General features: G+C 62.0%; 22 protein-coding genes. 11 read left to right on the top strand and 11 right to left on the bottom strand.

What is annotated here, in order from left to right:
- The first annotated feature begins 97 nt into the window (after positions 1-97).
- A complete protein-coding gene (locus I5P96_RS01440; protein ID WP_223382830.1) occupies positions 98-1,081 on the top strand; it encodes an aldo/keto reductase in 984 nt (327 codons plus the stop codon).
- Between the two features lie 52 nt (positions 1,082-1,133).
- On the opposite strand, the gene I5P96_RS01435 is transcribed toward I5P96_RS01440, so the two are convergent.
- The 6 genes from I5P96_RS01435 to asnS all read right to left on the bottom strand — a co-directional run bounded on the left by I5P96_RS01435 (position 1,134) and on the right by asnS (position 6,888).
- Complete coding sequence (locus I5P96_RS01435; protein ID WP_223382829.1) at positions 1,134-1,619, bottom strand: RNA polymerase sigma factor; 486 nt, start codon at positions 1,617-1,619, stop codon at positions 1,134-1,136.
- 3 nt (positions 1,620-1,622) lie between these two features.
- The gene (locus I5P96_RS01430) at positions 1,623-2,288 is read right to left on the bottom strand and encodes a zf-HC2 domain-containing protein (RefSeq protein WP_223382828.1); all 666 of its coding nucleotides are present in this window, start codon (positions 2,286-2,288) and stop codon (positions 1,623-1,625) included.
- Positions 2,289-2,376: 88 nt separating this feature from the next.
- The gene (locus I5P96_RS01425) at positions 2,377-3,681 is read right to left on the bottom strand and encodes a murein hydrolase activator EnvC family protein (protein ID WP_223382827.1); all 1,305 of its coding nucleotides are present in this window, start codon (positions 3,679-3,681) and stop codon (positions 2,377-2,379) included.
- A gap of 200 nt (positions 3,682-3,881) precedes the next feature.
- Complete coding sequence (locus I5P96_RS01420) at positions 3,882-4,064, bottom strand: phosphatase (protein ID WP_097791814.1); 183 nt, start codon at positions 4,062-4,064, stop codon at positions 3,882-3,884.
- Positions 4,065-4,263: 199 nt separating this feature from the next.
- Positions 4,264-5,316, bottom strand: coding sequence for an A/G-specific adenine glycosylase (gene mutY, locus I5P96_RS01415; RefSeq protein ID WP_223382826.1), 1,053 nt, complete (start codon positions 5,314-5,316; stop codon positions 4,264-4,266).
- 183 nt (positions 5,317-5,499) lie between these two features.
- Positions 5,500-6,888, bottom strand: a complete 1,389-nt coding sequence (asnS, locus tag I5P96_RS01410; protein ID WP_097791812.1) for an asparagine--tRNA ligase — start codon at positions 6,886-6,888, stop codon at positions 5,500-5,502.
- A 502-nt stretch (positions 6,889-7,390) separates the two neighbouring features.
- Here asnS and I5P96_RS01405 point away from each other — a divergent pair.
- Positions 7,391-8,884, top strand: coding sequence for a hypothetical protein (locus I5P96_RS01405; protein ID WP_223382825.1), 1,494 nt, complete (start codon positions 7,391-7,393; stop codon positions 8,882-8,884).
- Positions 8,885-8,933: 49 nt separating this feature from the next.
- On the opposite strand, the gene spoIIP is transcribed toward I5P96_RS01405, so the two are convergent.
- A complete protein-coding gene (gene spoIIP / locus I5P96_RS01400) occupies positions 8,934-10,040 on the bottom strand; it encodes a stage II sporulation protein P (RefSeq protein ID WP_223382824.1) in 1,107 nt (368 codons plus the stop codon).
- Positions 10,041-10,244: 204 nt separating this feature from the next.
- Complete coding sequence (gene gpr, locus I5P96_RS01395) at positions 10,245-11,027, bottom strand: GPR endopeptidase (RefSeq protein WP_223382823.1); 783 nt, start codon at positions 11,025-11,027, stop codon at positions 10,245-10,247.
- 178 nt (positions 11,028-11,205) lie between these two features.
- Between gpr and rpsT the strand changes: the two genes are divergently transcribed.
- Entirely contained in the window at positions 11,206-11,466 is a 261-nt protein-coding gene (gene rpsT / locus I5P96_RS01390) for a 30S ribosomal protein S20 (protein WP_005929709.1), read from the top strand.
- A gap of 136 nt (positions 11,467-11,602) precedes the next feature.
- Here the strand turns inward: rpsT and I5P96_RS01385 are convergent, their stop codons facing one another.
- From I5P96_RS01385 to I5P96_RS01375, 3 genes are all read right to left on the bottom strand, one after another.
- Positions 11,603-11,959 (bottom strand): SpoVA/SpoVAEb family sporulation membrane protein, encoded by a 357-nt coding sequence (locus tag I5P96_RS01385; protein WP_097791808.1) that lies wholly within the window; start codon positions 11,957-11,959, stop codon positions 11,603-11,605.
- A complete protein-coding gene (locus I5P96_RS01380; protein WP_223382822.1) occupies positions 11,956-12,978 on the bottom strand; it encodes a stage V sporulation protein AD in 1,023 nt (340 codons plus the stop codon). Before I5P96_RS01380 ends, I5P96_RS01385 begins: the two co-directional genes overlap by 4 nt.
- A 111-nt stretch (positions 12,979-13,089) precedes the next feature.
- Positions 13,090-13,530 carry a SpoVA/SpoVAEb family sporulation membrane protein gene (locus I5P96_RS01375; protein ID WP_223382821.1) on the bottom strand — a complete coding sequence of 147 codons (441 nt, stop codon included), beginning with the start codon at positions 13,528-13,530 and terminating at the stop codon, positions 13,090-13,092.
- A 61-nt stretch (positions 13,531-13,591) separates the two neighbouring features.
- Between I5P96_RS01375 and I5P96_RS01370 the strand changes: the two genes are divergently transcribed.
- From I5P96_RS01370 to trxA, 8 genes are all read left to right on the top strand, one after another.
- Entirely contained in the window at positions 13,592-14,473 is an 882-nt protein-coding gene (locus I5P96_RS01370) for a M15 family metallopeptidase (protein ID WP_223382820.1), read from the top strand.
- A 161-nt stretch (positions 14,474-14,634) separates the two neighbouring features.
- The gene (locus tag I5P96_RS01365) at positions 14,635-15,210 is read left to right on the top strand and encodes a DUF4358 domain-containing protein (RefSeq protein ID WP_097791804.1); all 576 of its coding nucleotides are present in this window, start codon (positions 14,635-14,637) and stop codon (positions 15,208-15,210) included.
- 60 nt (positions 15,211-15,270) lie between these two features.
- A complete protein-coding gene (locus I5P96_RS01360; RefSeq protein ID WP_223382819.1) occupies positions 15,271-16,689 on the top strand; it encodes an MBOAT family O-acyltransferase in 1,419 nt (472 codons plus the stop codon).
- 14 nt (positions 16,690-16,703) lie between these two features.
- The gene (locus tag I5P96_RS01355; protein WP_223382818.1) at positions 16,704-17,867 is read left to right on the top strand and encodes a DHHW family protein; all 1,164 of its coding nucleotides are present in this window, start codon (positions 16,704-16,706) and stop codon (positions 17,865-17,867) included.
- Positions 17,868-18,071: 204 nt separating this feature from the next.
- Positions 18,072-18,413: a hypothetical protein gene (locus I5P96_RS01350; RefSeq protein WP_097791801.1), complete on the top strand. Its 342-nt coding sequence runs from the start codon at positions 18,072-18,074 to the stop codon at positions 18,411-18,413.
- Positions 18,414-18,521: 108 nt separating this feature from the next.
- Entirely contained in the window at positions 18,522-18,860 is a 339-nt protein-coding gene (locus I5P96_RS01345) for a hypothetical protein (RefSeq protein WP_223382817.1), read from the top strand.
- A 252-nt stretch (positions 18,861-19,112) separates the two neighbouring features.
- Complete coding sequence (locus tag I5P96_RS01340) at positions 19,113-19,250, top strand: hypothetical protein (protein WP_223382816.1); 138 nt, start codon at positions 19,113-19,115, stop codon at positions 19,248-19,250.
- Between the two features lie 256 nt (positions 19,251-19,506).
- The gene (gene trxA, locus I5P96_RS01335) at positions 19,507-19,818 is read left to right on the top strand and encodes a thioredoxin (RefSeq protein ID WP_097791799.1); all 312 of its coding nucleotides are present in this window, start codon (positions 19,507-19,509) and stop codon (positions 19,816-19,818) included.
- Positions 19,819-19,822: the final 4 nt, after the last annotated feature.

Here is a 19,822-nt window from a genome sequence, read left to right as displayed (position 1 = left end):
TCTTTTTGGATAGAAATCAAAAATACAACAAAGAATGCCAGAAATGGGATGAGACCGGCCCCCGATGGGGAACACTTCTGGCATGGAGGAAAATAAGATGCAGAATATCACGATCGGAAAAAGCGGCATCGAGGTGCCCTTTCTCGGTATGGGCACCTGGGCCATTGGCGGCGGCAACTGGTGGGGCGACAACGACGACGCCCTGTCGGTGAACGCCATTGAAGCGGCGGTCGAGCAGGGCATCCGCTGGATCGACACGGCCCCCATCTACGGCTTGTACCACAGCGAACAGGTCGTGGGCGAGGCGCTCCGGCACATCGACCGCGACAAGGTGGTCCTCTCCACCAAGTGCGGCCTGGAATGGCGGCACGAGACGCCGGTGCTCCACAAAGTCGTGGACGGCACCGCAGTCTACCGCGACCTGTCCGCCCAGAGCATCATCGAGGACGTGGAAGAGAGCCTGAAGCGGCTGGGCACCGACCATCTGGATGTCCTGTACACCCACTGGCAGAGCCCGGATCTCGGCCTCTACCCGCTGGAAGAGACCGTCGAGGCCATGATGAAGCTCAAGGAGCAGGGCAAGATCCGCGCCATCGGTGCGTCGAATGTGACGGCGAACATCATCCGCGGCTATTGCAAGTACGGCCAGCTGGACGTCATCCAGGAGAAGTACAGCCTGCTGACCCGCCGCGTGGAAAAGCAGCTGCTGCCCACCTGCAAGGAGCTTGGCGTGTCCATTCAGGCCTACTCTCCGCTGGAGCAGGGCCTGCTGACCGGCAAGGTCACGATGGAGACCACCTACCCGGAGGGCAGCACCCGCAACACCAACCCCAGCTTCCAGCCCGCCCGCCGTGCGCAGGCCATTGAGCTGCTGAAAAAGTGGGGCGACCTGACCGAAAAATACGACTGCACCCTCGCGCAGCTGGTCATCGCGATGACGGCCCGGATGATCCCCGGCCTGCATGTGCTCTGCGGTGCCCGCACCCCGGAGCAGGTGCGCGACAACGCCGGTGCCCTGCGCATCCAGCTCAACGGCGCAGATGCCGTCCGCATGAAGTGGGACGTGGACGCCATTTCGTAAGATAATAAAGGCAGAAGAGGAGCCGCGGCCAATGGTCGCGGCTCCTCTTCTGTTATGCTTCCTTCAGCATCTGCTGGATCTTTCGTTTGGCGCGGCAGTAGGTCACGCAGGCCCAGTTGGCGGTGTGGCCGAAGATTGCACCGATCTTCTTGTAGGAGAGCTCGCCGAAGACCCGGAGGGTGAACACCTCCTTGTACGGCTCTTCCAGCCGGTGGAGGCACTGGTGGATGGTAAAAGCGGCGTCTTCGTCGATGAGCAGTTCGTCCAGGTCCGGCTGCGGGGCAGCGGCGGGCGGGAACGCCTCGTCCAGCGGGACGGTCTGTTTCGCCTTGCGGCAGTGGGAGTAATAACAGTTCCGCGCTACGGTGAAGAGCCAGGCGCGGATGTCCTGTCGGCCATCAAAGTGCTTCAGACCGTTCAGGGCCTTGAAAAACGTCTCCTGCGTCAGTTCTTCGGCCAGCGATTCCGAGTGGGTGAGGCCCTGCAAAAACAGGAACACATCCCGGAAATAGAGCCGGTAAAGTGCATCCATGTCCATGGGCTAGGCCCTCGGATAGAGGCCCAGCTCCTGCTCGGTGCCGTAGACGATGGTGCCATTGAGGCGGTAGGCCGAGACCGGCTGGCCTTCCCGGTAATGGAGCGTTTCGTCGGCACAGACGACGGCGAGCAGCTGGGTGTTGGAAACGGCGATGGTCTTGGAAGATGCCGCGCTCCCGAACACCCCGGCCAGTGCGGCGTGGAAGTGCGGGAAACGGTAGCGCACGGCCTGCACCGTCACGGTCGGGCTGCCCCAGCTGAAGGGCTCGTCCAGCGTCAGCCAGACGCCCTCGCCCTGCACTTCGAGGATGCAGAGGTTGGCAGAGTCTTCTTTCCGGTTGTAGGTCCAGAACCGGGCTTCCTCGACGGTGGCGGGAGCCTCGGCGCTGTACATCCACACGGCCAGTGCCAGAGCGCACACCACGGCCAGCACGGCCGCCAGAATGGTCAGCAGCTGCTTTTTCCGCAGGGTAGCATGGACCTGTTTCAGCGGGGCGTCGGCCTGCGCATCGGCCTGCACCGGGACTGGCAGGCGGATGCTGTGCAGTTCGTCCCGGCAGGCCGGGCAGCTTTGCAGATGCTCTTCGATGAGCTGGCCGGTCTCCGGGCTGGTGAGGTGTTCGGCGTAGAGGGGGAGCAGGTCCCGGATGAGTTCACAGGGCAGTTTCATGAGTACGACCTCCTTTTTTCGTGTCCATTCACCTCAATAACGCCCCAAAGACGAAAATATTACAAGAATCTCCGAAACTATTTTTGCTTCACCCGTTTTCACGCCAGAATGCTCCGCCGCTGGTCTGGAACAGCAGCCAGGGGTTCACGCTCTTGCTGCCCAGTTTGAAGTCCATGGTCATCTCTTCGCCCAGCGCACCGACGGCCTGCCCTTTCTGGACGGTCGCGTTTCGGCTGACGGAGAGGGTCTGCAGGCCGTAAAGGTAGCTGCGCAGGCCGCAGCCGTGGTCGATGACGACGGTGTTGCCGGTGAGGGCAAGGTTCCCGGCAAAGACGACGACGCCGTCCGCCGGGGCGCGGGCCGGGTCGCCGGGGATGGTATAGAGTTTGGTGGAGTTGGAGCGGGAACCCTGCTGGCCGTTCGTGACCTTGACCTGACCGAAATCCAGCAGGATGAGATAGTTCTCGGCCGGGCAGATGAACCCGCCAGACCAGAGCTTTTCCCGCACGGGCAGCTCATACAGCGGCCAGATGTTGTTCCGGAACTCGGTGTTCGCGGCCTCGGTGGGGGCCGGTTCAGCCTCGACTTCCGCAGTGCCGAAGTCTTTGGGCAGAACGGTCAGTGTCCGGGAGAGCGTCTCCCCGTTGACCGTGATGCGGATCTCGTGGGCTCCGGCGGAGGCGTTGTAGGCCGCAGGGATGTAGGCCCGCCAGCCGGAGGGGCTGCGGGTGCACGAAACACTGCCGAGGTCGGTCTCCAGGGTGGGGGCCGTGTCCCCGGCCATGCCGGTGATGGCGACGCCTACGATGCCGCCCTGCTCGACCCGCTCAGCCGAAAGCTCGACGTTCGCGCTGGCCTGCAGCGTGAACCGGAAGGAGAACCGATACCAGCCGGTGGGCCGGGCAGGGTGCTCCTGCCCCCAGTTCTTATGAATGGAGCCGTTGGTGCCGCCGTCGAACTGGGTGGCAGAAAGGTCGGCCGGGAGCCGCCAGACCGTCATCGTGGCCTTGTAGCTGCCGTTGGCCGGGAAGAGGAAGTCTTCATACTGCCCGGCAGAACCGGCGAACACGAGGCTGCCGACGTCGGTCTCGATGGTCAGGGTGGTGTAGGTGGCCCAGTCGGGCAGGGCGAGTGCCGGGTGGGCATCGTACAGTGTGCCCAGCTTTTGCACGGTAAGGGTGTCCGGCTCGGCAAAGACCCTGTCGAGCACACCGCCCACCAGCGGCACCTGCCAGCAGGAGCCGTTCACTTCCAGCGCCTGCCCGCCGAACTGTACGTCCGCCGCAGGGCGGGCCCCCTCGCCGGTAAAGGAATAGCTCACGGCCATTACGGCCCCCAGCAGCACGACGACGCCCAGCGCGACGCCGATGATCCAAAGAAAAAATCGCTTCATGATATGTAACATCCTCCTGACATTAAGGTGCAGGGCCCGGCAGTATGGGAGCCGCAGGCGGGTCTGAAAAATATATCCGACCTGCCAAAGGCTCCCCCCTTTTTGGGGAGAGCTGGCGTGTCAGCGCCTGAGAGGGTTGCAAAAAGGGCGCACGCGGCGGGTCAGGAACTGACCACCGGGTGCGCCCTTCAGCGGATCGGTTATTCTTCTGCGGCGTCCTCGGCAGGTGCGTCGGCGGGTTCCGCCTTGTCTTCGCCAAACAGCAGGCGCTCGTATTCATCAAGCTCCTTCTCGCGGCGGCGGAGATAAACGGCCACGGCAGCCAGTGCACCGGCGATGGCGGCCAGCGTAGCGATCACGGCGATCAAACAAGATTTCTTCATAGGTTCAGCACACTCCTTTTTTGGGTCGGAACGATGGGTTCAGAACATCCTTTGTGTCGGGGTGGCCCGTTTCGCGGTGGGCCATGGAACCGCCCTTGCGGATATCGTGTAGAAATATCGCGTTAGGAATATTATACCCGGAATGCAAAAAAATTACAACTGCCAATCCGTAAATTTTCATCGACCTGCACGAAAGAAGTTAAAATGCAGCGGCCAGCAGTTTGCGGTACGCCTTGAACGCACCGGGCAGGGTGTACGCGGCTTCCAGCTGTTCCGGGCTGGCCCAGACGCAGCCGACGGGGGCGGGCTGGCGCTCTGCCGTGAAGAGATAGCCGCCCATGTGCCACTCGATGTGGCTGAAGATGTGCCGGGCCGGGCGGAGGGCTTTGGCGGCATCGGGGGTGCAGACGACGCCCAGCGCTGCCAGGCGGGCGCGGGCCTCGTCGGCGGAGAGAGATTCATCCTCCCAGAGCACCGGCTGCCACAGGCCCGCCAGCAGACCCTTTTCGGGCCGCTGCTGGAGCAGGACGCCCTCCGGGCTGCGGACGAGCGCCAGCGTCACCGGCTCGATGCGGCGGGCCTTGGGGGCCGCTTTGCGGGGCAGGGTGAGGGCCGTCCCGGCGGCATGGGCGGCGCAGAGGTGGGCCAGCGGGCACTGCGCGCAGAGCGGGGCACCGTTGGGTACGCAGACCAGCGCACCCAGCTCCATCAGGGCCTGATTGTAGTCGCCGGGGGCAGCCGGGGGCTGGTGTTCCATGACACGGGCCGTGAACGCCCGCTTGACCTTGGGGTCGGTGATGAGGCGGTCGTCGTTGTACAGGCGGGAAAACACCCGCAGCACATTGCCGTCCACCGCAGGCACCGGCAGGCCGAAGCTGATGGAGGCGATGGCACCCGCCGTGTAGTCGCCGATGCCGGGCAGGGCGCGGAGGGCATCGTAGTCGGCGGGCAGTTCGCCGCCGTACTGCGCACAGACGAGCTTTGCCGCCTTTTGCAGGTTCCGCACCCGGCTGTAGTAGCCCAGACCCTCCCACAGTTTGTGGAGCTTTTCCTCCTCGCAGGCGGCAAGGGCGGGGATGTCCGGCAGAGCGGCAAGGAACCGCTCATAGTAGGGCAGCGCCGCCGAGACGCGGGTCTGCTGCAGCATGATCTCACTCAGCCAGACATGGTAGGGGGTGGGGTCGGAGCGAAAAGGCAGGATGCGGTGGTTCGCATGGAACCAGTGGAGCAGGGCGGGCGAAATGTTTTCCACGAAATGTTACCTCGATGTTGAAAATGGATCAAGAAAAACCTCTCCGTCAAAGCCTGACGGCTTTGCCAGCTCCCCTGCTAGGGGAGCCTCTGGCGAAAAGGGAAAGTTTCCCGTTCTGCCAAGGCCTCTCCTCGGTAGGAGCGGTGGCATTGCGAAGCAATGACGGAGAGGTTTCCTCATTTTTTAGAATCCGTACGCGGTGCGGGGGAACGGCAGGACATCACGGATGTTCTGGATGCCCGTGAGGTACATGATCATGCGCTCGAAGCCCAGGCCGTAACCGGCATGCTCCACGCCGCCGAACTTGCGCAGGTTGAGGTACCAGTCGTAGCTGGATTTGTCCAGCCCCAGCTCGTCCATACGGGCTACCAGCTTGTCGTAGTCTTCCTCACGCTGGCTGCCGCCGATCAGCTCGCCGATGCCGGGCACCAGCATATCGGCTGCGGCTACGGTCTTGCCGTCCGGGTTCTGCTTCATGTAGAAGCTCTTGATCTCCTTCGGGTAGTCGGTGACGAAGACGGGCTTCTTGAAGACTACCTCGGTCAGGTAGCGCTCGTGCTCGGTCTGGATGTCCACGCCCCACTCGACGGGGAACTGGAACTTCTTGTTGTTCTTCTTCAGCACCTCGATGGCGTCGGTGTAGGTGATGCGGCCAAATTCGCTGTTCGCCACCAGCTCCAGGCGCTCGATGAGGCCCTTGTCGATGAACTGGTTGAAGAAGGCCATCTCGTCGGGGCAGTTGTCCAGCACGTAGCGGATGACGTACTTGGTCATGGCCTCGGCGGTGTCCATGTAGCCGTTCAGGTCGCAGAAGGCCATCTCCGGCTCGATCATCCAGAACTCGGCGGCGTGGCGGGTGGTGAAGCTCTTCTCCGCACGGAAGGTGGGACCGAATGTGTACACCTTGCCAAAGGCCATGGCCATGGCCTCGGCCTCCAGCTGGCCGGAAACGGTCAGGTTGACCGGCTTCTCGAAGAAGTCCTGGGTGTAATCGACGGTGCCGTCCTCGTTCTTGGGCACGTTCTCCAGGTCGAGGGTGGTCACGCGGAACATCTCACCGGCGCCCTCGCAGTCGGATGCGGTCAGCAGCGGGGAGTGTGCGTAGACGAAGCCGTTCTCCTGGAAGAACTTGTGGATGGCGTAAGCAGCCACGCTGCGGACGCGGAAGGCAGCGTTGAAGGTGTTGGTGCGGGGGCGCAGGGTGGGCATGGTGCGCAGATACTCCATGCTCATCTTCTTTTTCTGCAGCGGGTATTCGTCGGCGGGGCAGTCGCCCAGGATCTCGACGGAGTCGGCGTTCAGCTCAAAGGGCTGCTTGGCCTGCGGGGTCAGCACGATGCGGCCCACGATGCGCAGGCTGCTGTAGAGGCCGGTGTGGATGACGGCGTCGTAGTTTTCCAGCTTGCCGGCTTCCAGCACGACCTGCAGGGTCTTGAAGCAGCCGCCGTCCGACAGGGCGATGAAGCCGATGTTCTTGGAGTCGCGGATGTTCTTTGCCCAGCCGCAGACGGTCACGACGGTGCCGTCGGCGGGGGTGTTCTTGTACAGCGAAACGATCTCAGTGCGTTCCATGGTATCTCCTCCGATGTAAAATAAAAAGACAGCTTTGCCCTGAAGTTTCAGGGCGAACAAGCTGTCTTGTAATGTCCGCGGTGCCACCTGAATTACCGGAAGTGTCCGGTCGCTCACGCGCTCATCTCAAAAAAGAAAGCGCTGCCCTTGTAACGCGGGGCGCAGCGGCGCACCTACTGGCAGTTTTGCAAAAAACTGGGTTCAGGTTGCAGCTCCTGGGTGTTCGTTCGCGCAGGGGGCGCTCACGGCTCGCAGCAACTGCCGTGTTCTCTGGAAGCGTCCCGGATGCGTTACTTTTCCCGATCTGTGCTTTTCGGTAATTCTAAAAATAGCACAGGAAAGCGGCTTTGTCAATCAAAAATCAAGACTTTGTCTTGCATTCCGGGCCGAAAAATGATATCATCTAAAATGATATGTTGTGCGCTTTATACCCATCCTGTTTCCGGGTGTTCCGGGGAGGCATCCCGCGCTGCAAACTCTCTGTTGTTTTAGGAGGACATTTATGACTGAAAACCAGATCCCGTATGAGCAGGAAGAGGAGATCAACCTCGTTTCCCTGCTGTTCACAGTCCTGCGCAAATACCGGCAGATGGCGGCCGCAGCCCTGGTCTGCGCCGTACTGTTTGCAGGCGTGGCTGTTATGAAGAACATCTCGTGGAACGCCGCCGTCCAGAAGGCGGCAGAAGAGGGCGAGACCGCACCCCGCACTTCGGCCCAGCAGACGTATGAAGAGAACATGGTCGAGTACCGCGAAGCACAGAACAAACGCGATACCGACGTGCAGAGCTACAACCAGCAGCTGCGCGACAATGAGCGTTCGCAGCAGACGGTCCAGTTCAACATCGACAACGCCGAAGAGTACATGGAAAAGTCCGTCCTGAACAGCATCGATCCCTACAATGTCTACAACGCCAGAGCAGATCTGTACGTCACCACCGATTATAAGATCATGCCCGGCATGGACTACCAGAACCCCGACTACACCAGCTCGGTCCTGAGTGCATACACCTCCCTGCTGACCAACCACGAGGCCATTTCTGCCATTGCAGAGCAGTTCAACATGGAAGAGCGGTACATGCGGGAGCTGGTCAGTGTCTGGGGCGACAACTCCACCCGGTTGCTCTCCATCAGCATCAACGCAGCATCCGAGGAAGATGCTACCGCCATTCTGGATGCTGTCATCGCCCGGATGAACGGCCTGTACGAGACGATTGAGTCCACCGTGGGGCACCACAGCATCACCCTGCTGTCCCGCACCAGCAGCGTCACCGTGTCCACCGACCTGCGCGACCAGCAGCAGAACACCCGCGACAACCTGACCAGCCTGCAGAACCAGATGACCGATCTGCAGGCGCAGCACGACCTGCTGGAGCAGAACATCCAGAAGGCCGATCAGGACCTGGCTGCCCTCGAAGTGCCGAAAGATCCGGGCAACGGCAGCTCCTCTCTTGTGAAGTCTGCCGTGATCGGCTTGGTCCTCGGCGTGATCCTGGTAGCCGGCGCTGCGGTCGTCAAGTTCTTGACCGCCGGCCTCGTCTACTCTGCGAAGGACCTCAAGTCCACCTGCAATCTGCCCGTCCTCGGTACGCTGGCCAGTGCCGCTGCCCGGAAGGCAGTCAAGCTGGACGCCAAACTCAACAAGCTGGAGGGCCGCCCTGATGGCAGCCGCGACGACGAGACGGTGCGCCTGATCGCCGCCACCATTGCCAGCCGTGCCCCCAAGGCTGATCGCATCCTCGTCACCGGCGATCTGCCCGCAGAGCAGCTGTCTGCCCTGACCGCCCAGCTGCAGGCTGCCGACACCCTCCGCAACCGGAAGCTGACCTGCGCCGAGAGCGTACTGGTCTCCTCCACCGCCGTTCTGGAAGTCAACGCCGCCGACGCGGTGGTGCTCGTGGCCGACTGCAGCTGCTCCCGTTACAGCAGCGTGAACGACCAGAAGGAGCAGATCGCTCGTCTGGGCAAGACGGTTCTGGGCTGCGTGGTATACGAATAATGGATCTTGCCCGCTCAGGTATGGCGCTGCGATGCCTGAGCGGGCTTTTTTATTGCAAGGCCCTGATCAGCCCCTCGGCGGCCAGCTGCCCGGCGTACAGGGCCTCATTGAGGTTGTTGCCATGGCCGCCCACCTCGATGAGCAGGCTTCCGGTGGTGAGGTCCTGATTGTAAAAGCGGTAGCTGAACAGCACGGGCCGGGTGAGGCCGGGGAATGTCCCCTCCATCGCCCGCTCCCATGCGGCGGCGAAGCGGAGGTTCTGGCGGTAGTTGGGCAGGGAGATGCTGCTGCCGTTGTCACACCCGCAGATGATCATGACCTGAGCCGCCTGCTGGCCGTTCACGGTGCAGACCGGGGCCATCCGGGAGCCGTTCTCGGTCTCGATGGCGTCGCGGTGGACATCGAGCACCACCTTGATGCTGGGGTATTGGGCTAAGTACTGCTGCACCACAGCGCGGCTGTTGGCGTAGCTGCCGGTGTAGCTGGGGTAGTCGTTCAGGGTCTCGTCGTGGAGGGTGTTCAGCCCGGCGGCATTGAGGGTGTCGGCCATGACGCGGCCCACGGCGCACATGTTATAGTTCCGGTCGGTGGTGCGGGAGCCGTCGCCGGGGCGGAACCACAGCCCGGCCGAGAGGCGGTAGTCCTCGGTGGCGTGGGTGTGCATGATGAGGACCTGCGGCTCCGGGCTGTTCCACTCCACCTGAAAAGGCAGGGGGTTCTGGATCTCTGCCGCGATGTCTGCCGCCGGGACGCGGGTGTTGTTCTTGATGCTGCCCGCCCCGCAGACCACGTACTTTTCGCCGCTGCCCTGCGGATAGGTCTTTTCGAGGATGGTGCCTGCGTCTTCGGGTCGGGCGTCGTCGCCTTCCAGCGGGACGAGGTAGGAGCGGTCTGCGGCGGCGGGCAGAGATCCCGGAGCGGGTTCGAGGACTTCGGGCGGAAGCGCTTCTGCCGCAGATTCGCCGCTCTGTGCGGAGGCAGCCTGCTTCCGGCTGAGAGAAAGGGCCGTCTGCGCGGCGGGCAGCGGCCCGATGATGAGCGCCGCCAGACTGAGCACCAGCCCATGGGCAAAAACGGTCAGCGCCAGCATCAGCGCCGCCGCCCCGGCCAGACTGAGCACTGGCCCGGCCCCGAAATCTCCCTGCCTGCGGCGCATGGCGGACACCTCCTTCCCTCTTAATAGGGTATGAAATTAACCTGTAGAGATAGAACGTTTCGTGCCGGAATGCCAAGGCCTCTCCTACCAGGAGATGTGGCACCGCAGGTGACGGAGAGGTTGTACAGAGGAAAGGCTTCCCTTCATACAACCTCTCAGTCTCGCCTACGGCTCGACAGCTCCCCTGGTAGGGGAGCCAAGGCCTCAGCTCGTCAGCCAGCCCAGCTGGGCAATACTCAGGCGGGGCTGCAAAGCACGGTTGATGGCCGCGGCCAGCAGGGCGGCCCCGTGGGCGATGACGCTGTCCAGCTCGCGGGGGGTCACCACAAGGTCGCTGCCCTCTTCGGCCTGCATCAGGGTCGGGATGCCTGTCGCTACGACCGGCACCCCCAGCCGGGCGGCATCCAGATGGCGGCTGTGGCCGGGCTGGGCCGGGAACAGCCCGGTGTCCGAGAATTGCAGGGTCCGGCCCAGCCGCTCCGGTTCGGAAGAGCAGAGGCTGTCCACGCAGAGCAGGGCAGCGGGGCGGATCTCCCGCACCAGTGCCCCGGCCAGCTGCTGCAAACTCAGCCCGGTAGCAGCCGACACGCCCGGTGCCACTGCCGCCACCGGCCGGATGCCCTGCACCGGGACGGCATGCTGCCCCATCGTGACGAAAATTTTCTGCACGGTCCGGGGGCCGAGGGCATCGGAGGTCACCCGCCGGTTCCCGACGCCCAGCACCAGCACCGGCCCTGCCGGAGGCAGCAGGGCCTGCAGCTCTGCCGCAGCCGGTTCGATGACCGATTCGTCCCGCTCGTCCAGCAGGCTGACGCGGGGCACTTCCAGCGTCACGTACCGCCCGCGGGGGCGCTCCAGCCCTTCGCGCGCGATCTCCACCCGCGTCACGGTCACGCCGCCGCGCCTGGCTGTGGCCACCCGCACACCGGTGGGCGGTGCACTGTCCGGTGCCCGGAACAGCTCATCGGCAAGGTCTGTTTCCCGCATGATTCATCCCGCTTTCCCATCTGAAATTTGCATTTGGGGCCGTTTTGGCCCGGTTTTACAGCTTCAGTATGGGATTTTGAAAACTTTTCTAAACAAAAATCGAAAAAAGGCTTGCGCTGGTACGGCAAATATGGTATCATAAGGTGCGCTGTTATAGGTAGCCAAGGAGGTGGAACGAATGCCTAACATCAAATCTCAGAAGGACCGCGTCGTGCAGGCTGCAGCTGAGCAGGCTCACAACAAGGCCATTAAGACCAACCTGAAAACAGTCGTCAAGAAGGCAGACGCTGCCATCGATGCTAAAGCCGCTGACAAGGACGCAACTGTCCTGGCTGCTGTTTCCGCGATCGACAAGGCTCGCGCTAAGGGTGTCATCAAGAAGAACACTGCTTCTCGCAAGATCAGCCGTATGGCAAAGCGTGCAAACAAGAACGCTTGAGTTCATGCCTGATCGAGTGATCGACTGACGAACAAAACCTCTGTGCCGGTTTCCGGTGCGGAGGTTTTTGTTTTTTTGCATCCTACCACCCGCCGGGCGCGAACCGGCGCGAAGCAGCGCCGCTTTTTATTGCGGGCTAGTTCTGGTCGTGGCTCCGGCCGACCCAGGAGCAGACCACGCCGCAGACGAGGCTGGTGGTGATGCCGGCGGCAGCGGCGGTGAGCCCGCCGGTGAGGATGCCGATGGCCCCCTCCTCCTGCAATGCGGTGCGGACGCCTTTGGCCAGCAGGTGGCCGAAGCCCAGCAGCGGCACGGTGGCCCCGCACCCGGCCAGCTCGGCCAGCGGAGCGTACCAGCCGAGGGCCGACAGCACGACTCCCGCGACGACATAGCCCGTCAGGATGCGGGCGGGGGTCAGGCCGGTCAGGTCGATGAGGATCTGCCCGGCGGCGCAGATGCCGCCCCCGATGACGAAAGCCCAGAGATAGTTCATGATGCGGCTCCTTTCTCCGGCGCAGTCAGCTCCACCAGATGGGCGACGGCCGGGATGCTCTCCTTTTGCAGAAAGGTGGTCTGGCTCATCAAGGCTCCGGTGGCGAGGAAGAGCACCCGCTTCTGGGTGCCGCGCTCCAGCCGGGGCAGGATGTGGGCGCAGAGCACCGCCGCGCAGCAGCCCGCACCGGAGCCGCCGCTCTTCACGGCCTGCTCGTTGGCATCGTAGAGGATGCAGCCGCAGTCCACATGGTTCTTGATGAGCAGGCCTTCGGCGGCCAGCAGCTCCCGAAAGAGCTGGCTGCCCACATGGCCCAGGTCGCCGGTGTAAATGGCGTCGAAATCCGACGGCTCTGCGTGGGTGTCCCGCAGGTAGTGCAGCAGAGTCGCGCTGGCGGCGGGAGCCATGGCTGCGCCCATGTTGTTGATGTCTCGGATCTGATAGTCCTGCACCCGCCCAAAGGTCACGGCCCGGATGCCGACCCCCTGCCCGGCGGGGCGCAGCAGACAGGCCCCGGCGGCGGTGGCCGTCCACTGGGCGGTCGGGGTGCGGACGGCTCCATAGCTCAGCGGGGTGCGGAACTGGCGTTCGGCGGTGCAGAAATGACTGGATGCCATGGCCAGCAGGCCGTCGGCCAGCCCGGCCGAGCAGAGCGCAGCCCCCAGCCCCAGCGCTTCGGCCATGGTGCTGCAGGCCCCGAACAGCCCCGCATAGGGGATGCCCAGCGTCCGCATAGCGTAATTGGAGGCCGTGCACTGGGCCTGCAGGTCTCCGGCCAGAGCCAGACTGACTTCTTTTTCAGTGGTCTGCGCTTTTTTCAGGCAGAGCCGCGCCGCCCGCAGCTGCAGCTGGGTCTCGGCGGCTTCCCAGCCGGACTGGCCGAACCGGTTGTCGGCGCTCAGCGCATCGAAGCCCGCCGCAAGGGGGCCTTCCCCCTCTTTTTTGCCGCCCACCGCCGCATGGGCCGCGATGACGGGCGGAGTCTGGAAGATCAGGGTGTCGCCGCGCCGGGTCGCCATGAAAAATTCCTCCTTTCAGGGATGTTTTTTTGCGGATTTTGTGGTATACTGGAAAATCGCCGGGAGCGTGCAATCTTTGCGCCCGGCAAAGCGTATGGTAAGTGAGAGGGATCAGCCGCCCAGCAGCCAGAGCACCCCGCCGTACAGCACCGCAGCCAGTGTGCCGTACACGATGACCGGCCCGGCGATGGTGAACATCTTGGCCCCGGTGCCCAGCACGTGGCCCTCGGTCTTGAACTCGATGGCCGCGCTGACCACGGCGTTGGCGAAGCCCGTGATGGGCACCAGCGACCCGGCCCCCGCGCGGGCGGCGAGTTTCTGGTAAAGGCCCAGCGTCGTCAGCACCGCCGAGAGGGCGATGAGGGTGCAGCTGGTCAGGGTACCGGCAAGGTCGGCTTCGAGCCCCAGACCCAGATACCACTGGCGGAGCACCTCGCCCAGCAGGCAGATGCCGCCGCCCACGCCGAAAGCCCACAGGCAGTCGGTGCCCAGCGGCGAATGCGGGCCTGCCCGCTGCACCCGCCGCGCATATTCCTGCGCTGTCAGTTTCATGCAGAACACCTCCGGGGATAGGATGTCCCCGGCCCGGAGAGAATATACAAGGAGAAGCCTTATGAATCAACGACCTGTGAACCAACCGCACCGCCGCATGACCCGCGCCGAAGTGCGCCGCCGCCGTCGCAGCCGTGCCATCCGCCGGGTGGCCGGGCTGACCGCCGCTGTCTGCCTGTTCGTGGGCGGGGCTGCGTTCCTGCTCAACCGCCACGCCCCGGTGCCTTCCGCCAGCGCGGCCAGCGCCCCGGCGGAGGATGCGGAGAACAGCCTGCTTCCGGCAGCGTCCAGCACGGTGGAGGAGACCAATGGCAATGCTCTGGGCCTGACCGCCGACGAGGCCGCTGCTATGCTGGCCGACCCGCTGATGGTGCTGGTGAACCACACCAACAAGATGCCGGACGACTATACCTTTGAGACCAAGGAGTGCGGCTCGAAGACCGCTGTGAACAAGACGCTGCAGACCGTGGCCTGCGATGCCTTTCTGGAGATGCAGAAAGCCGCTGCCGCCGAAAATGTGACCATCTGGATGCAGAGCGGCTACCGCAGCGTCAAGTACCAGACCGGTCTGTACGAGCGGAAGACGAAATACTACACCGACCAGGGCTACGACCTGGCCACAGCCAAGGAAAAGGCGGCGGCGGTCGTCAACCCGCCGGGCTATTCGGAGCACAACTGCGGTCTGGCCGCAGACCTGAACAGCCCGGAGCACACCGGCCTGGACGAGGGCTTTGAGAACACCACGGCCTTCCGCTGGCTGTGCGAGCACGCGGCAGATTACGGCTTCATCCTGCGCTACCCCAAGGGGGCCGAGGCCCAGACCGAGATCACCTACGAGCCCTGGCACTGGCGGTATGTGGGCGTGGAAAATGCCCGGAAGATCAGCGCCAGCGGCCTGTGCTTCGAGGACTACATCGCCCAGCTGCACACCCTTGCGGGCTGAGCGGAAAAGCGCTGGCAAAGACCGGTGAAGAAACCGTAAAAATTTGCGCGAACCTTTGCATTTCCGGCAAGGGTATGGTAAGATAGCAATGGCCCGGCCAGCCGCGCCGGAAGGCACAGCGCCGGGCTTGAGTGTAATGAATGCAAAAGAAGGAATAATCTATGAAGATCCGTTCAAAACTGATACTGTCCGCTGTGGCTGCCACGCTGGGCTGCGCTCTGCTCGCAGGCTGCGGCGGCGCGGCTTCCTCGTCCACGGCGTCCTCGGCAAGCCCGGCGGCGTCCTCGGTGGTGCTGTCCCAGGCGGAGAGCGCCCTGCCCGACGACGGCACCAACAGCCCCGATGCACTGGCCGACGAGGTGGATGCGCTGCTGGAAGCCAACCCCATCTCCAACCAGTTCGAGATCGCTGCCATGAACATCGAGTACGATTTCGGCCTGAAGGCGGAGGATGTGGCCAGCTATAAGGGCGTGAAGAGCAACGACAACGGCGACGCCGGTCTGGTGCTGGTCATCGAGCCGGCAGAGGGCAAGGCCGAAGAGATCGTGGAGGCCCTGAAGGCCTACCAGCAGGACCAGGTGGCCTTCTACGGCAACTATGCCGAGTTTGCCGCGGCACAGGCCAATGTGGAAAATGCCGTCATCGCCAACAGCGCCGACCGCGTGGTGATGGTCATTGCCTCCAACGCGTGCACGGAAGACCTGACCGACGCCGTCAACGACGTTCTGCTCAAGTAACAACGATCATCGTGGGCCGGTGCCTTGGCGGCATCGGCCCTTTTTCAAAGGAGGAACACCTTGGTTTTCAGCACCATCCTTTTTCTGTTCCGGTTTCTCCCCATCACGCTGGCGCTCTATTACCTTGCGCCCGCCAAACTCAAGAACACCGTGCTCTTTGTGTGCAGTCTGGTGTTCTACTGCTGGGGCGAAGTCCGGTTTTTCCCGGTCATGCTGGCCCTCATCCTCATCAACTACCTCTGCGGCCTGGGGCTGGAACGCATGGAGGACAAGCCCGCCGCCCGCACGGCGCTGCTGCTGGCGGCTCTGGCGGGGAGCCTGGGGATGCTGTTCTATTTTAAGTATGCGAACTTCGTCCTCTCCAGCCTGAACAGCCTGTTCGGCACCCAGTTCGCGGCCATTCAGGGCATCAGCACCCTGCCGCTGGGCATCAGCTTCTACACCTTCCAGACCCTTTCCTACACCATTGATGTCTATCGCCGGGATGTGAAGACTGAGCACAACATCATTGATTTCGGTGCCTATGTGGTCATGTTCCCGCAGCTCATCGCAGGCCCCATCGTCAAATACCGCGATGTCTCGGCTCAGCTGCATGTCTACGAACATCGCTACAGCCTCCGGCAGATCGAGGAGGGCATGACCCTGTTCACCTTCGGTCTGGCGAAGAAAGTCCTGCTGGCGGATGCCGTGGGCGCGCTCTGGACCGACATCATCGGCATCCAGAACAGTCCCTCCACCACCTATGTGGGTCTGGGCAATGCCTCCACGGCGCTGGTCTGGCTGGGCGTCATCGCCTATTCCTTGCAGCTGTATTTCGACTTTTCCGGCTATTCCATGATGGCCATCGGCATGGGCAAGATGCTGGGCTTTGATTTCCCGCAGAACTTCAACTACCCCTATATCTCGCGCTCCATCACGGAATTCTGGCGGCGCTGGCACATGACTCTGTCCGGCTGGTTCCGGGAGTATGTCTATATCCCGCTGGGTGGCAACCGCAAGGGCCTCAAGCGGCAGATCTTCAACCTCTTCGTCGTGGAGCTGCTCACCGGCATCTGGCATGGCGCGGACTGGAACTTCATCTGCTGGGGTCTGTACTACTTCATCCTGCTGGCCGTCGAGAAGCTGCTCCTGCTGAAATACCTTGAAAAAGGCAAAATCTGGCCGCATGTCTACACCCTCTTCCTCGTAGTGGTGGGCTGGGCCATGTTCGTGGGCAACGACTGGGGCGTCGGGTTCAGCTACCTGTTCTATAAGCTCTTCGTGCCTGCGGGCGGTGTGTCGCCGGTGTATTTCCTGCGGAATTACGGCGTGCTGCTGGCGGTGTCGGTGGTCTGCTGCACCCCGCTCATCGAAAAGATCTGGGACCTGCTGAAAAAGCGCACCGCAACGCGGGTGGCCACGGTGCTGGTGCTGCTGGTGCTCTCCACGGCCTATGTCGTGGGCAGCACGAACAGCCCGTTCCTGTATTTCAATTTCTGAGGAGGACGTAAAGCATGGATCCGAAAAAGCGTGTTTCCTCCCTGAAGCAGTACCCGGTGCTGGCGGCCTTCACCCTGTTCTTCGCGGCGCTGTTCGTGCTGGACCTGGTGACGCCGGACCGCGCCTACAGCGAGCTGGAAAACACCACCCTCACCCAGCGGCCCAAACTGACGGCCGTGTCGGTGGATGGGCTGAACAACTATTTTACGAACTATACCAAATATGTGAAGGATCAGGTCTTCGGGCGGGACCAGTGGATCAGCCTGCAGAGCCTGGCCGAGACGACCCTGTTCCAGAAGACCCAGAGCGGCGGCATCCTGCTGGGGCGGGAGCACCGGATGTTTGCCCGGCGCTACCGCGTTCTGCCCACCGAAGAGCGGGTCTGGAACAAGAATCTGGCGGCGGTGCAGTCGCTGGGCGAGCGTTACCCCGGCAAGGTGAGCTTCATGCTCGTGCCGTCGGCCTCCGTGCTCTACCCGGAAGACCTGCCCCTCGCTGCGCCCCAGATGGACGAGGAAGGGCGGATCGACGAAGCGAAGGCGGCGCTCCCGGCGGTGCAGTTTCTCCGCGTCACCGATGCGCTGCGGGCGCACAAGGACGAGTATCTGTACTATCGCACCGACCACCACTGGACGACGCTGGGGGCTTACTATGCCTACGAGCAGTTCTGCGAAGCGCAGGGCCTGACGCCCTTTGACCGCAGTACGCATCCTGTGGAGACGGCGGAAAACTTCTACGGCACCCACTACTCCAAGGCGCGCACCTGGAATGCCGAGCCGGACACCATCACCTGGTACGATCTGCAGAACCGGCTCACCATCTGGAACGTCACTGCGCCGGGCCAGCCCACCGAGGGCACACAGACCGGCCTGTACGATACGGGCAAGCTGGACGTTTACGACAAGTATGCCATGTTCCTCCACGGCAACAACGGCCTGAGCCGGGTGGAGGGCGACGGCACCGGCAAGATCCTCGTCATCAAGGACAGCTACGCCAACAGCTTCGTGCCGTATCTGACGACGAACTATGCGGCCATCGACGTGGTGGACTTCCGCAATTACAACTATGGTCTGGACCAGCTCATCGCAGACAACGACTACGACGCCATCCTGGTGTTGTACAGCTATTCCAGCTTTACCAGCGACCCGTATCTCTACCGTGCGGGCGTGGCAGGCTGAGCCGTGAAAAAACGCAGTCCTTTTTCACAAACTTTTTGCGAAGTTTTCATGCGACTTTCCGATTTTTCATAGTTTTGCACAGAATCTATTGCAGAAAATCGACAGACGTAGTAAAATGAGCGTATAAAGAGTGAGTGAGGAATGTAGCAGGGTTGCTGGATGCGGCGGAGGAACAGAAACCGTCGAAATGAGGGAAAATTAGGAATGAAGAATGAACTGAAGATGCCCGCACACTGCGCCGTGGTGTCGGAAGATGAGATGACTTATGTTGAGGGCGGCAGCTATCTGGATGCGCTCTCGACGGCGGCAACGGTCGTAGGAGCTGTGGTGCTGGGTGCCAGCTATGTCTGGGGCATCGGAACGGCCCGCAGCTGGCTGAACCAGAAGGAGAACCGCAAGGGCAATGTCTTCACGGTGATCGGCCGTGCGCTGGATGATATCGGCGAGGACATGAGCCAGAGCCCGTCCAACTTCCTGCGGGATGTGGTCTCCACCGCTGCGGTGGTGGGTCTGGCCCCGGTCAGCGTGGTGCTGATGCTCATCTGAGCAGACAGCCCCGGATGCCTCTTGGAACCCCTTAGCATTTGTTTGGAAACCTGCAGTGCAGCGAATGCACTGCTTGGGATATTATTGCTTTTTCAAAGGAGTGTTATTATGGAAAACAAGATGAAGATGCCCGCGAACTACAACGTCATGAACGAAGAGGAAATGACCTATACGCAGGGCGGCAGCGCTATTGGTGCTATTTCTGCTCTGGCTGGCACTGCATTCAGCATCTGGAACCTGTACAACTACTACAAGGGCATGGTCGCTACCCGCAACTATGTCGCAGCGCACAAGGGCCAGGATACCGCAGCTCTGCTGGAGGGCGGCATGAACACCTATGTGAACTACCTGCAGAAGGATCTGATCAGCGCATTCAAGGGCATCTGCGCTGGCACGGCTGCTGTCGGCCTGTGGCCCATCACCGCTCTGGTCATCATCACTGCCTAAAACATTGAGGCCAGACAGCCCGGAGTACTCCAAAGAACAATGAAAAGCGGCGGCTCTCCCCAACTGGGGCGGGCCGCCGCTTTTTGTTGTGTTTTGGAGAAAAGTGTGCTATTCTAATACCGGAAGACGCTGTGTCCAGAACGCAGGCGGCAACTCCCTACCGGAAGGTCTTGTTATCAGCAAGGCGCCGGGAGGGCGACTTTTGTAGTTTTTGTCCCCCGGAGGCCTTGTGGCTGAAAGGGGGGATGTCAAATGACATTGACTGAGGTTCTTGCACTGTTGGCGCTCATCATCAGTTTCCTGGGATTGATCGTCACAGTTATCTACGACACGATCGATATCGTGCTTCGCCTCAAAGAGTTTCAGACCAAAATTGGACAAAAGAAATGACCGCCCACGCTTGCCCAAGCCGACGGTCATTCTTTTGACGATATGCCGGTAAGGAGCTAGCCGTTTGTTGGGCCAGCGCCTTCCTTATTTGTAGTATATCCGGTTTTGGACGGATTGTCAAGATTTTGTGTGGCTGTTCCGTAAGTGCGGGCCGCCGCTTTTTGTGGTGTTTTGTGACCCGGTTACGGAAGCGGGGCGGCATTTGGGGTATACTAAGATCATCGAACAACAAACACACCCGCAGGAGGTAGAAGATATGGAACCCATTACGATCACGACCGAAAATTTTGACGCCGAGGTACTGCACAGCGAAAAGCCGGTGCTGCTGGACTTCTGGGCCAGCTGGTGCGGCCCCTGCCGGATGCTCTCGCCCATCGTGGACGAGGTGGCCGAGGAGCGCAGCGACGTCAAGGTGGGCAAGGTCAATGTGGACGAGCAGCCGGACCTCGCCGCCCAGTTCGGCGTCATGAGCATCCCCACGCTGCTGGTCTTCCAGAACGGTCGGCTCGTCAATCAGGCGGTCGGTGCCCGCCCGAAGAGCGGTGTGCTGGCCCTGCTGGATCGCTGAGCCG

This window comes from Faecalibacterium prausnitzii, from assembly GCF_019967995.1.
GTDB lineage: Bacteria > Bacillota > Clostridia > Oscillospirales > Ruminococcaceae > Faecalibacterium > Faecalibacterium prausnitzii_E.
Note: the sequence above shows the minus strand (reverse complement) of the source record. Positions and strands in the feature narration are given on the sequence as shown.